This window comes from Pseudomonas sp. MF4836 (assembly GCF_002018875.1).
In the GTDB taxonomy this organism is placed as follows: domain Bacteria; phylum Pseudomonadota; class Gammaproteobacteria; order Pseudomonadales; family Pseudomonadaceae; genus Aquipseudomonas.
Genome location: NZ_MVOL01000008.1, coordinates 129276 through 141812 on the forward strand (window position 1 = coordinate 129276; position 12537 = coordinate 141812).

A 12537-nucleotide genomic window follows, 5' to 3' on the forward strand; every position below is an offset into this window, starting at 1 on the left:
CGCAATCGTCTTGAAAATCACGCTTCGGGTGGGCTCAACAGGAAGTTGCCCTTCATGTTCTCCGGTGTGTCCGACTCCAGGGTTTGCACCTGGGCTTCATCCTTGAGGTTGACCCCCGACAACTGCCGCCGGCATGCCTCGCGCATCAGGTACAGCAGGCGGTGGGCGGCCATGCCGTAGCTCAGGCCCTCCAGGCGCACGTTGGAGATGCAGTTGCGGTAGGCGTCGGTCAGCCCGACCTTGGGCTGGTAGGTGAAGTACAGGCCCAGGCTGTCCGGTGAACTCAGGCCCGGGCGCTCGCCGATCAGGATCACCACCATTTTCGCGCCCAGCAGTTGGCCGATTTCATCGGCTACCGCGACCCGGCCCTGTTCCACCAGAATCACCGGCGACAGCGACCAGCCTTCGGCGTTGGTCTGCTCTTCCATTCGCGCCAGGAACGGCAAGGTATGGCGATGCACCGCCAGCGCCGAAAGCCCATCGGCCACCACCACTGCCAGGTCGACTCCGCCGGGGTTGGCGCTGGCGTAATCGCGCAGGGTTTGTGCCGACTCATCACTCAGGCGCCGCCCCAGGTCGGGGCGTTGCAGGTAGCTGTGGCGATCGACGGCTGCGCTGTGCAGCAACAGGCTGTCACGCCCGCGCTCGGCCAACTGGCTGCTGAGCCCGGCATGGTCGAAGGGCAGGTGCACGGCATCGCGGGCCTGGGCGTGGGCGTACTGGAAGTCCAGTTGGGCACCGGTTGGCATGCTGGTGCCGGTGCGGCCCAGGGCGATGCGGGCCGGGGTCAGGCGGCGCAGTTCCAGCCAGGGGTTCTGGCTGTCGGTGGGGTGCTTGTCCATAAGTGTCTCGCTTATCCCAATTGCGCCAGCGCCTGGCGGAAGGCCGGTGGCAGGTTATTGCCGAAATGCACCTTGCCATCGGCTTGGGTGAAGATTCCGGTGCGCGCCAGCCATTGCTCGAACTCCGGGGCCGGCTTCAGGCCCAGGGTCTGCCGGGCGTAGAGCGCGTCGTGAAAGGAGGTGGTCTGGTAGTTGAGCATGATGTCGTCGGAGCCGGGGATGCCCATGATGAAGTTGATTCCGGCCACTCCCAGCAGGGTCAGCAGGGTGTCCATATCGTCCTGGTCGGCTTCGGCGTGGTTGGTGTAGCAGATGTCGCAGCCCATGGGCACGCCCAGCAGCTTGCCGCAGAAGTGATCTTCCAGACCGGCGCGGATGATCTGCTTGCCGTTGTACAGGTATTCCGGCCCGATAAAACCGACCACGGTGTTGACCAGAAACGGCTTGAAATGCCGGGCCACGGCATAGGCGCGGGTTTCGCAGGTCTGCTGGTCGATGCCGAAGTGGGCGTTGGCCGACAGGGCGCTGCCCTGGCCGGTTTCGAAATACATCAGGTTTTGTCCCAGGGTGCCGCGGTTCAGGCTCAAGCCGGCGTCGTAGCCTTCCTGCAACACATTGAGGTTGATGCCGAAACTGGCGTTGGCCGCCTCGGTGCCGGCAATCGACTGGAACACCAAGTCCAGCGGCACGCCCCGGTTGATCGCCTCGATGGAGGTGGTGACGTGGGTCAGGACGCAGGCCTGGGTCGGAATTTCATAGCGCTGAATGATGGCGTCGAGCATTTCCAGCATGGCGCAGATCGAGGCGATGCTGTCGGTGGCCGGGTTGATGCCGATCATGGCGTCGCCGTTGCCGTACAGCAGGCCGTCGAGCACGCTGGCGGCGATGCCCGCCGGTTCGTCGGTGGGGTGGTTGGGCTGCAGGCGGGTCGACATCCGCCCGCGCAGCCCTACGGTGTTGCGAAAGCGCGTGACCACACGGATCTTCTGCGCCACCAGCACCAGGTCCTGCACGCGCATGATCTTCGACACCGCGGCAGCCATTTCCGGGGTCAGGCCTGGGGCCAGGGCGCGCAGGCTGGTTTCGTCGGCGGCATCGCTGAGCAGCCAGTCGCGAAAACCACCCACGGTCAGGTGGCTGACCGTGGCGAAGGCCTGTTGGTCGTGGGTGTCGATGATCAGCCGGGTGACTTCATCGGACTCGTAGGGGATCAGCACTTCCTGCAGGAAGTGTTTCAAGGGGATGTCCGCCAGGGTCATCTGCGCGGCGACCCGTTCGCCATCGTTCAGGGCCGCGACCCCGGCCAGGAAGTCTCCGGAACGCGCCGGGCTGGCCTTGGCCATGACCTCCTTGAGGCTATCGAAGTGATAGGTCTGGGGGCCGACGGTATGGGAAAAACTGGCCATCTCTGTCTCCGTTTCAACGATGAAGGTGCGTTGTCGTGGGGGTGGCAGTTGTCAGAATGCCACCTTTTTCGACCGCTGTTCCAGGCGCTTGCCCGTGTACGTACAAGCCGGTGTTGCGCGCCGTCCTCAGGCGGTGGCCTTGTGTCCGGCGGGCAGCGGGGCCTCGGGCTCGGCGTCGCCCAGGTATTCGCCTTCGGCGATGATCCCGGCAGCGCGATCCTGGGCTTCCAGCTCCAGGGCCTTGGGCACCGATAACCAGTAAGCCAGGCCCACGGCGATGAATCCGGCGCTGATTTTGCCGATCAGCACCGGGAGGATGATGGTCGGTTGGAAGTTGGCGGTGAACGACAGGTGGTCGCCCAGTAGAAAGGCCGCGCACACACCAAAGGCGATGTTGATCACTTTGTCTTTGGGCGGCATGAAGCGCACCAGGCGGAACATGGCCAGGATATTGGCGATGGTCGCCAGCATGCCGGCACTGCCGACGGCGCTCAGGCCAACCTTGCTGCCGAGGTTTTCCAGGGGCTTGCCCAGGTATTTGCGCAACAGGTAGACCATGGGGAAGGCGCCGGCCAGCATGATGCCGATGTAGCCGGCGGTTTCCAGGGCGCGGGTCTGGTCCTCGGCGTCGGCGATGATCGGATGGAAGCCCCAGCCGCCGAATACCAGCGAGAACACCCCGGTGAAGTATTCGACGATGGAAAACACCAGCACCAGCTTGATCGCCGCGTCCATGGCCCGGCCGAAAATGATGAAGCCCTTGATCATCATGTCTGGCAAAAAGCGCAGGCCGACGGCCAGGGCCACGACGAAGATCAGGATCGGCAGCAGGTTGGCAAAAATACTGCCCATGCCCAGGGCCAATTGATAACCGGCCTCGCCATTGGTGGTTACCAGGTCGCGCACCAGTGGGTTGCTGAACGCCAGGATCACGCTGGCGATCAGTACGCCGATGGGGATGGTCAGGATCCCGGACATGATTCCCAGCGCCATGTATTTATGGTCGCGCTTGTCGAGCATCGCCAGGCCCATGGGAATCGAGAAGACGATGGTGGCGCCGCCCATGAAACCGGTGATCAGGGCCATCACCAGCGCTTCCTTGCTGGCCGCCAGGGCCGAAGCCAACTGATAGCCGCCCATGTCCGAGGCGATGATCATGGTCGCCGCCAGCGCCGGGTCGGCGCCCAGGGAGTTGAAGAATGGACCGAAAACGCTTTCGATCACCACCGTGAGGTAGGGGATGGAGGCCATGATCCCGGCGGCCGGTACGAAAATGTACCCGGTGGCGTGGATGCCCTCCATGAATTCTTTGCCCAGCCCTCGGTCGCTGTCGTAAATCGCGGCGAATGCCCCGAGCACGGCGCAGAGCATGATGAGGTAGAGCACGTAGTTGCCGATCTGATCCATTAGGTTGTTCCTTGTTCTTATTGTTCTTTAAAAGCCGCGTGGGCTTTCAGCACGACAGCCCGATGCGAGGCCAATCGGGAATTTTTGACAGCAGCATCCCTCTCGGCCAGTCGTGGACGCCGAAACGGATGGAGGATGGAGGGGCGCTTCAGGCCCTGGCGGGCCGGAACCCCCGGCGACCTGGGTCGCCGGGGGCGTGGATCAGAAGAAGCCCAGCGGGTTGATGTCGTAGCTCACCAGCAGGTTTTTGGTCTGCTGGTAGTGATCGAGCATCATCTTGTGGGTTTCACGGCCGACACCGGACTTCTTGTAACCGCCGAACGCGGCGTGCGCCGGGTACAGGTGGTAGCAGTTGGTCCAGACGCGACCGGCCTTGATCGCCCGGCCCATGCGGTAGGCGCGGTTGATGTCGCGGGTCCAGAGGCCGGCGCCGAGGCCGAACTCGGTGTCGTTGGCAATCGCCAGGGCTTCGGCTTCGTCCTTGAAGGTGGTGATGCTCACCACCGGGCCGAAGATTTCTTCCTGGAACACGCGCATATCGTTGGTGCCCTTGAGCAGGGTCGGCTGGATGTAATAGCCGGTTGCCAGGTCGCCGGTGAGTTTTTCCACCTTGCCGCCGGTGAGCAGTTGCGCACCTTCCTGCTTGGCGATTTCCAGGTAGGACAGGATTTTGTCGAATTGTTGCTCGGAGGCCTGGGCGCCGACCATGGTGTCGGTGTCCAGCGGGTCGCCGCGCTTGATCTGCTCGACCTTCTTCATCACCACTTTCATGAAGTCGTCGTAGATCGACTCTTCCACCAGGGCCCGGGATGGGCAGGTGCAGACTTCGCCCTGGTTGAAGAACGCCAGCACCAGGCCTTCAGCGGCCTTTTCAATGAACTGCGGCTCGGCCTTCATGATGTCGGCGAAGAAGATGTTCGGCGATTTGCCGCCCAGTTCCACGGTGGACGGGATGATGTTCTCGGCGGCGCATTTCATGATGTGCGAGCCCACCGGAGTGGAACCGGTGAAGGCGATCTTGGCGATGCGCTTGCTGGTGGCCAGGGCTTCGCCCGCTTCCTTGCCGAAACCGTGTACCACGTTGAGCACGCCTGGCGGCAGCAGGTCGCCGATCAGCTCCATCAGCACGCTGATGCCCAGCGGGGTTTGCTCGGCGGGCTTGAGTACCACGCAGTTGCCGGCGGCCAGGGCTGGGGCGAGTTTCCAGGCGGCCATCAGCAGCGGGAAGTTCCACGGAATGATCTGCCCGACCACGCCCAGGGGTTCATGGAAGTGGTAGGCGGCGGTGTGCTCGTTGATTTCGGCGCTGGTGCCTTCCTGGGCGCGAATGCAGCCCGCGAAGTAGCGGAAGTGGTCGGCGGCCAATGGAATGTCGGCGTTGAGGGTTTCACGCACGGCCTTGCCGTTGTCCCAGGTTTCGGTGATGGCCAGCAGTTCGAGGTTCTGTTCGATGCGGTCGGCGATTTTCAGCAGGACCAGGGAGCGATCCTGGGCCGAGGTCTTGCCCCAGGCGTCGGCGGCAGCGTGGGCAGCGTCCAGGGCCTTGTCGATGTCTTTGGCGGTGGAGCGCGGGAATTCGGCGATGGCCTTGCCGTTGACTGGCGAAGTATTGGTGAAGTAGTTGCCATCGACCGGAGCGACAAACTCACCGCCGATGTAGTTGCCGTACTTGGCCTTGAACGAAACGATAGCGCCTTCAGTACCGGGGTGTGCGTAACGCATGGTGGGTATCTCCTGGCTTTTGTGCTTATAGGGGAGGACGCGCTGTTGCGCTTGTTAAGCCTAGAGCAAAGGTCGGGCCAGCGTGTTGCAGGCCCGCAGAATCAAGGGTTTTGTAGTGTTTCGACAGGCACTTGGCGGCGGGCTGTGACAGATATGGCACAGCGGTGAGTGACAGTTTGTCACCTGTATGGCACAACCTGTGACTCATCAGTCGAGTCGGCATTGCAATGAATCCGCCGCAGGAGGATGCTGGTTTGCTTGTGAAATTCACCCGTCCCGTCTGTCGCTGTTGCCTGGTTGCGAACGGGTCCAGGGGCTTCCAGCCATCTTGCGGCAGCGGCCAGAGGTGGTTCCGTCTGAGCGTGACAGCGCAGCAGGAGAATAATAAGAAATGCATAGCAGTAATCATCTGACCCGGCACGCCCAGCAAGTGCTGACCGTTACCCAGGGCAAGGCCCGCTTGCAGGGCCCGGGCAGCGACCCGTCGATCGCCCGCTCGTGGCTGCGTTGCCTTGAGGATTACCACCTCGACCCGGCCCAGGCCATGGCGCCGACCGTGCTCGAGCAGGGGCGGGTCCTGGAAAGTCGCGAGCGCTTGCAGCAAGTGCTGCAGATTGCCGGCAGCGAGATGGCCAGCCTGCATCAGCAATTGTCCGGTGCCGGCCATGCGGTGCTGTTGACCGATGCGCGCGGGGTCATCCTCAACTGCATTACCGCGCCCACCGAGCGCAAGATCTTCGAGCGCGCCGGCCTGTGGCTGGGCGCTGACTGGAGCGAAGCCTGCGAAGGCACCAACGGTATCGGCACCTGCCTGGTGGAGCGTCAGGCGCTGACCATCCATCAGGATGAGCACTTTCGCGGGCGTCACACGGGCCTGACCTGTTCCGCCAGCCCGGTGTTCGACCCTCACGGCGAGCTGCTGGCAGTGCTCGATGTATCGTCGGCACGCCAGGATGTCTCGCGGCAAAGCCAATTCCACACCATGGCCCTGGTCAACCTTTCGGCGAAGATGATCGAGAGCTGCTATTTCCTGCGTTATTTCGACAACCAGTGGTTGCTGCGTTTTCATTTGCAGGCCGAGTCCGTGGGACTGTTCAGCGAAGGGTTGCTAGCGTTCGACGGTGATGGGCGGATCAGTGCGGTGAATCAGAGCGCGTTGAACCTGTTGGGGCATGTTCGTGGCGGTTTGCTGGGGAAACCGGTGGAGTCGTTCTTCGATTGTTCGCTCGATGAGTTGCTGAGTCGGGCCAGCGTCAATGCCAGCGCCAGTTGGCCATTGCGCAGCCGTGATGGGCGCAACCTGTTCGCCCTGCTGCGTGGCCAGCCGCGCACGGTGCCGCAGCCGGTGGTGATGCCGGCCCCTGTGCTCGAACGCCCACGGCTGCCGGGCATATGCCTGGGCGATGCGGCGCTGCAGGACGATTTTCGCAAGGCCCTGAGGGTCTTCGAGCGCGATGTGCCCTTGCTGATCAACGGCGAAACCGGCTCCGGCAAAGAGGCCTTCGCCAAGGCCGTGCACCACGCCAGCCAGCGTGCGGAAAAAGCCTTTGTTGCGCTCAATTGCGCGGCGATTCCGGAAAGCCTGATCGAGAGCGAGTTGTTCGGCTATCGCGGTGGCAGCTTTACCGGCGCTCGCAAGGAAGGCATGCGCGGCAAGTTGCAACAGGCCGATGGCGGCACGCTGTTTCTCGATGAGATCGGCGACATGCCCCTGGCCATGCAGACTCGCCTGTTAAGAGTGCTGGAAGACCGGATGGTGGTGCCCATTGGCGGCGAGCCCCAGGCGGTGAACGTGCGGATCATCAGCGCCACCCACCGCGACCTGCTGGAGCGGGTGCACAACGGCAGTTTTCGCGAGGACTTGTACTACCGCCTCAATGGCCTGGAAATCGGCTTGCCGGCGTTGCGCCAGCGCAGTGACAAATCCCAGTTGCTGGACTTTCTCCTGGCTGAAGAGGCCGGTGAGCAGGCGGTGCTGCTGGATGCGGCGGCGCGCCAGGCGTTGCTGGACTTTCATTGGCCGGGCAACGTGCGCCAGTTGCGCAATGTGCTGCGGACGCTGGCGGCGCTTTGCGAGGATGGGCGGATCGTCCTCGAAGATCTGCCGGCAGTTATCCGTCACAGCCGTCCGGCCCCCGTGGTGGCCACGGTCGAGGATATTTCGCAGCACCCGCTGGATGATGCCGAGCGCCTGGCGCTGCTCAACGTCCTGGAGCAACAGCGCTGGCACATGACCCACACTGCCGAGCAATTGGGCGTCAGCCGCAACACCCTGTATAGAAAGCTGCGCAAACATGGCATCGCCCGCTAGCGCCCCGTAGGGGATACCTCGGGGAGGACAAGCGGCTACAGCGAAGGCCATAAGCTGCGGCGTTCGATCTGCTCGGCAGCTAAAGAGTGCGAATTGCAGCCCTCTACGCTAACCTGCCGCGATGTTTACGAGGTCGACTATGCACATTCATATTCTCGGTATTTGCGGCACTTTCATGGGTTCAATGGCGGTTCTGGCCAAGGAGTTGGGCCATCGTGTGACCGGTTCCGATGCCAACGTCTATCCACCCATGAGCACCCAGCTCGAGGCCCAGGGCATCGAGTTGACCCAGGGTTACGACCCGGCGCAGCTCGACCCGGCGCCAGACCTGGTGGTCATCGGCAATGCGATGTCCCGCGGTAATCCGGCAGTGGAATATGTGCTGAACAAAGGCCTGCCCTATGTCTCCGGCCCGCAATGGCTGGCCGAGCATGTACTGCGAGGTCGCTGGGTACTGGCGGTCGCCGGCACCCATGGCAAAACCACCACCAGCAGCATGCTGGCCTGGGTGCTGGAGCACGCAGGCATGAGCCCGGGTTTTCTGATTGGCGGTGTGCCGCAGAATTTCGCAGTCTCGGCCCGTTTGGGTGACACACCCTTTTTCGTGATCGAGGCCGATGAGTACGACAGCGCCTTCTTCGACAAACGCTCCAAGTTCGTCCACTACGGCCCGCGCACCGCGATCCTCAATAACCTTGAGTTTGATCATGCGGACATCTTCCCCGATCTGCCGGCCATCGAGCGGCAGTTCCACCACCTGGTGCGCACCATTCCCAGCGAAGGCCTGGTGATCCATCCGACCACCGAGCCGGCCTTGCAGCGAGTGATCGACATGGGCTGCTGGACCCCGGTGCAGACCACCGGCGCGGGTGGCCAATGGCAAGCCAGGCTTCTCAGTGAAGACGGCTCGCGCTTCGAAGTGCTGTTTGAAGGTGTGGTTCAAGGCGTGGTCGAGTGGGACATGACTGGCCAGCACAACGTCGCCAATGCCTTGGCCACTCTGGCAGCGGCGCGTCATGTGGGTGTGGTGCCTTCCATGGGCATCGACGGGTTGAGTGCGTTCAAAAGCGTCAAGCGGCGCATGGAAAAGGTCGCCGAAGTACAGGGCGTGACCATTTACGACGACTTCGCCCACCATCCGACGGCCATCGCCACCACCTTGGACGGCCTGCGCAAACGCATTGGTGATGCTCCGCTGATCGCCATCATCGAACCGCGCTCCAATTCGATGAAGTTGGGTGCCCATCGAGATGGCCTGCCGGAAAGCGTCAACCAGGCCGACCAGGTGATCTGGTATGCCCCCGCCAATCTCGGCTGGGACCTGGGCGCGACCGCCGCGCTGTGCTCGGTGCCGGCCATTGTCAGTGACTCGCTGGAAGGCATCATCGAGCGCGTGAAGAGCCAGGCCAAACCCGGTACTCACGTGGTGATCATGAGCAACGGCGGTTTTGGCGGCCTGCACGGCAAACTGGCTGAGGCCCTGCAATGAACAACGGTCCGGAACGCATCACCCTGGCCATGACGGGCGCCTCGGGCGCCCAGTACGGCTTGCGCCTGCTCGATTGCCTGGTCCGTGAGGATCGGGAAGTGCACTTTCTGATCTCCAAGGCCGCGCAATTGGTCATGGCCACCGAAACCGACGTCTCCCTGCCGCCCAAGACGCAGATGATGCAAGCCTTCCTCACCGAGTACACCGGTGCGGCGGCGGGGCAGATCCGGGTTTATGGCAAGGAAGACTGGATGTCGCCCGTGGCCTCGGGCTCCGGCTCGCCGGCGGCGATGGTGGTGGTGCCGTGCTCGACCGGAACCCTGTCGGCCATTGCCACGGGTGCCTGCAACAACCTGATCGAGCGTGCGGCCGATGTCACGCTCAAGGAGCGTCGCCAGTTGATTCTGGTGCCGCGCGAGGCGCCGTACTCGAGTATTCATCTGGAGAACATGCTCAAACTGTCGAACATGGGCGTGACCATTCTGCCGGCGTCGCCGGGCTTTTATCACCAGCCGCAGACCATCGATGACCTGGTGGATTTTGTGGTGGCGCGGATTCTCAACCTGCTGAACATTCCCCAGGACATGCTGCCGCGCTGGGGCGAGCACCATTTGAGCAGTGATGAGTAGGGCGTTGCTGGTGGCGTTGATCGCCCTGCAACTGGGTGGTTGCGCCACCGCGCGCACCCTCAATGCCGCCCAGCCGGGAGCGCCGGTGGTGTACTCGGGAACCCGCCTGGATTTGTATGCGATGCAGGGTGGCTGTTGCGCCATGGACCGTTTTGGCGCCGAGGCGCCGAGCTATCCCGGTGTCGACCTGCCCGCCAGCGCTGTGCTCGACACGCTGCTGTTGCCGTTGTCGGTCCTGACGGTGTTGGGTGTGGGGTTCCAGGCTACCGGCGGGCTGTAGCGGCGCTTGCTGGAGTGCCGCGCCAGCCCGGTTCTATTTGCCCAGCTTGCGTAACTCGTCGGACTCAACCACCCGAACCCCGTCCTGTTCTTCCAGGGCCAGGCGCCACATGGCACGAGCCAGCTGACAGGCTTCGATACCGCGGTACTTGCCGGGAATCAGTTTGGACAAGGGGCCGGCCAGTTGTTCCGCCAGGCGTGGCTCAAGGCGCTCGCCCAGCAGCAGCGAAGGGCGGCAGATGGTCAGTTGCGGCCAATCCTGGGCTTGGAGCGCCTGCTCCATTTCGCCCTTGACCCGGTTGTAGAAGATCGAAGACTGGGCGTCGGCCCCCACGGCGCTGATCACGATCAGGTGCCGCGCGCCCATTTCCCGCGCGCGCTTGGCAAAGGCCACCACCATATCCAGGTCCACGGCACGAAACGCCTGTTCCGAGCCCGCCTGCTTGATGGTGGTGCCCAGGCAGCAGAAGGCGATGTCGACCTGGCCTGTGAGTTGCGGCAAAAATACAGCCGGGTCGCCCACCGGGTTTTCCAGGTGCGGATGCTCGCTCAACGGGCGGCGGCTGGGTGCCAGAACGCGGGTCACGGTGGGTTCGTTGAGCAGGCGATCAAGCAGGTGTTCGCCAGTCAGGCCGGTGGCTCCAGCGAGCAGGATATGCTGAGGCGTCAAGTACATAGTGTTTCCCCCTTGATACTGTTTCAGCTTAGTTGCTCTTTGCTTCCTTGCTGTTGATTGAGACACTTTGCAGCGCTTTTCGTGCCTGCTGTTTTCGCAATTGTTGCCAGTGCGCCAAGACCCCCTTGGGCGCCCAGATCTGCGGTTCCGAGGCTTCGAAATTATCGGCCTGCTCGCGTTCGGCGACGTTGGCCCGGGCCAGTTTGAAGGCCTGCTCCAGATCATCGGTCTGGTTCAGCGCCTGGGCGAACAGCGCATCGCCAAAGTAGGTGAAATCCGCTTCTTCCGAGCAGCCGAAAGACACCCGGTCGGCCTGCGAGGCGGTCATGATCAGCGTGCGTTCGTCCTTGAGCGCCGGGATAAAGCCGCCGGAGTAACAGGCCGAGATCACGATGATTTTGTCGCGGTTCTTCAGCGGGGCCAGGGCCGTCGCCAGCTCATCGGCCGGCAGGTCGGCCAGCTCCAGACGCGGCTGATCGAGCACCAGTTCGTGGGCGCTGGTGCCGTGGCTGGTCAGGTAGATGAAAACAAGGTCTTCCGGGCCACTGCGTTCGGCCAGGGTCTGGGCCGAGCGGTGCAGGCTCTCCCGGGTGGCCATGGGCCGGTCGGCCAGGTGGTCGCGGTGGTTGACCAGGCGGATCTGGCCGTAGGCACCGAAACGGCTGGCGAGCATGTTGCTGACGTAGTCGGCTTCGCGCAGGAACACGCTTTGCTTGCCGTCACCGGCCAGTGTCAGGCTGTACAGCTCTATCGCCGGTGTCGAGGCGGGAACGTTGGTCAACGCTTGTTCGAGCAGACGCCCCTGGGCCAGCAAGCCGAGCTCCAGTGGGTCCGGCAGCAATTTGCCGCTGGCATCGCGCACGCGCAGGCCGTTGATCCAATCGCCGCTTTGCACGGTGTCGTCACGCAATACCAGCACCCCATGGCCCTGGTAGCTGTCGCTGTCGAAACCGCCGATATAAAAGCTGCCGTCGCTGAGGTTGAGACGGCCCTGGCCGCTGAAGCGCCAATCGCTGAATTGCCCGACATAGTGGCTGCCGTCGACGCCTATCAGTTCACCTTTACCGCTCAGGGCGCCTTCTTTGAACTGGCCGATCCACACGTCGCCATCCGCGTTTTCGTAACGCCCCTTGCCGTGCAACTGGTTCTGCTTGAAGCCGCCGACGTAGATGTCGCCCTCGGCACTGTTGAAAGTGCCGTTGCCTTCGAGCTGGCCATTGACGAAGTGGCCGCTGAACTGATTGCCGCTGGCGTCGCTGCGCTGGCCTTCGCCATTGGGCTTGCCGTGGGCGAACTGGCCCTGGTATTGGCTGCCGTCCTCCAGCTCCAAGCGCCCGAGGCCGGAATAAAGGTCGGCCTTGAACTCGCCACGGTAGGTCATGCCACCCTCTTTGAGGGTGCCTTCACCATCGCGGCGGCCAAACTTGAAACCGCCGGTGTAACTGCTGTCCTGGGTGGTCAGGCTGCCCTGGCCGTGGAACAGGCCTTGCTGGAACTGGCCGCGATAGACCTCGCCGTTGCTGCCATGCCATTCGCCGTTGCCATGCCATTGGCCATTTTCGAATTGTCCCGCGTACCAGCTGCCGTTGGGATAGTCGATGCGCCCCTGGCCCTGCAGCAGGCCGTTGACCACGTCGCCCCGATAGCGTCCGCCGTCGGGCAGCCGGGCGTCGGGCGGTAGCAGCGATTCGCCGTCTCCGCAGGCGGCGAGCAACAGGGTCAAAACCAGGGGTACAAGTGGGCGCATAGCGGGATCCGGGTAATTAGGGGACCGAG

Annotated in this window: 10 protein-coding genes; 4 read left to right on the plus strand and 6 right to left on the minus strand. The window is 63.0% G+C overall.

Annotation, left to right across the window (positions count from 1 at the left end):
* Positions 1-17 precede the first annotated feature (17 nt).
* The 4 genes from eutC to exaC form a co-directional block, all read right to left on the minus strand.
* On the minus strand, positions 18-842 hold the full coding sequence (gene eutC, locus MF4836_RS19500) for an ethanolamine ammonia-lyase subunit EutC (RefSeq protein ID WP_078471631.1): 825 nt from the start codon (positions 840-842) through the stop codon (positions 18-20).
* Positions 843-853: 11 nt separating this feature from the next.
* Positions 854-2248: an ethanolamine ammonia-lyase subunit EutB gene (locus MF4836_RS19505; RefSeq protein WP_078471632.1), complete on the minus strand. Its 1395-nt coding sequence runs from the start codon at positions 2246-2248 to the stop codon at positions 854-856.
* A gap of 126 nt (positions 2249-2374) precedes the next feature.
* Positions 2375-3655, minus strand: coding sequence for an ethanolamine utilization protein EutH (gene eutH, locus MF4836_RS19510; protein WP_078471633.1), 1281 nt, complete (start codon positions 3653-3655; stop codon positions 2375-2377).
* Positions 3656-3856: 201 nt separating this feature from the next.
* Complete coding sequence (gene exaC, locus MF4836_RS19515; protein ID WP_020295261.1) at positions 3857-5377, minus strand: acetaldehyde dehydrogenase ExaC; 1521 nt, start codon at positions 5375-5377, stop codon at positions 3857-3859.
* A gap of 391 nt (positions 5378-5768) precedes the next feature.
* Between exaC and MF4836_RS19520 the strand changes: the two genes are divergently transcribed.
* The 4 genes from MF4836_RS19520 (at position 5769) to MF4836_RS19535 (ending at position 10086) form a co-directional block, all read left to right on the plus strand.
* Entirely contained in the window at positions 5769-7688 is a 1920-nt protein-coding gene (locus tag MF4836_RS19520) for a sigma-54-dependent Fis family transcriptional regulator (RefSeq protein ID WP_078471634.1), read from the plus strand.
* Positions 7689-7827: 139 nt separating this feature from the next.
* A complete protein-coding gene (mpl, locus tag MF4836_RS19525; protein WP_078471635.1) occupies positions 7828-9177 on the plus strand; it encodes a UDP-N-acetylmuramate:L-alanyl-gamma-D-glutamyl-meso-diaminopimelate ligase in 1350 nt (449 codons plus the stop codon).
* Positions 9174-9806 carry a flavin prenyltransferase UbiX gene (gene ubiX / locus MF4836_RS19530; protein ID WP_020295264.1) on the plus strand — a complete coding sequence of 211 codons (633 nt, stop codon included), beginning with the start codon at positions 9174-9176 and terminating at the stop codon, positions 9804-9806. Before mpl ends, ubiX begins: the two co-directional genes overlap by 4 nt.
* Positions 9799-10086 (plus strand): YceK/YidQ family lipoprotein, encoded by a 288-nt coding sequence (locus MF4836_RS19535; protein ID WP_078471636.1) that lies wholly within the window; start codon positions 9799-9801, stop codon positions 10084-10086. Before ubiX ends, MF4836_RS19535 begins: the two co-directional genes overlap by 8 nt.
* A gap of 33 nt (positions 10087-10119) precedes the next feature.
* Here the strand turns inward: MF4836_RS19535 and MF4836_RS19540 are convergent, their stop codons facing one another.
* Positions 10120-10761: an oxidoreductase gene (locus MF4836_RS19540; RefSeq protein ID WP_078471637.1), complete on the minus strand. Its 642-nt coding sequence runs from the start codon at positions 10759-10761 to the stop codon at positions 10120-10122.
* Between the two features lie 28 nt (positions 10762-10789).
* Positions 10790-12508 (minus strand): C13 family peptidase, encoded by a 1719-nt coding sequence (locus tag MF4836_RS19545; protein WP_078471638.1) that lies wholly within the window; start codon positions 12506-12508, stop codon positions 10790-10792.
* Positions 12509-12537 lie beyond the last annotated feature (29 nt).

Bases quoted from the DNA above. Each gene is read 5' to 3' on its own strand.
- eutC (WP_078471631.1), bottom strand. From the start codon at position 842: ATGGACAAGCACCCCACCGACAGCCAGAACCCCTGGCTGGAACTGCGC.
- MF4836_RS19505 (WP_078471632.1), bottom strand. From the start codon at position 2,248: ATGGCCAGTTTTTCCCATACCGTCGGCCCCCAGACCTATCACTTCGAT.
- eutH (WP_078471633.1), bottom strand. From the start codon at position 3,655: ATGGATCAGATCGGCAACTACGTGCTCTACCTCATCATGCTCTGCGCC.
- exaC (WP_020295261.1), bottom strand. From the start codon at position 5,377: ATGCGTTACGCACACCCCGGTACTGAAGGCGCTATCGTTTCGTTCAAG.
- MF4836_RS19520 (WP_078471634.1), top strand. From the start codon at position 5,769: ATGCATAGCAGTAATCATCTGACCCGGCACGCCCAGCAAGTGCTGACC.
- mpl (WP_078471635.1), top strand. From the start codon at position 7,828: ATGCACATTCATATTCTCGGTATTTGCGGCACTTTCATGGGTTCAATG.
- ubiX (WP_020295264.1), top strand. From the start codon at position 9,174: ATGAACAACGGTCCGGAACGCATCACCCTGGCCATGACGGGCGCCTCG.
- MF4836_RS19535 (WP_078471636.1), top strand. From the start codon at position 9,799: ATGAGTAGGGCGTTGCTGGTGGCGTTGATCGCCCTGCAACTGGGTGGT.
- MF4836_RS19540 (WP_078471637.1), bottom strand. From the start codon at position 10,761: ATGTACTTGACGCCTCAGCATATCCTGCTCGCTGGAGCCACCGGCCTG.
- MF4836_RS19545 (WP_078471638.1), bottom strand. From the start codon at position 12,508: ATGCGCCCACTTGTACCCCTGGTTTTGACCCTGTTGCTCGCCGCCTGC.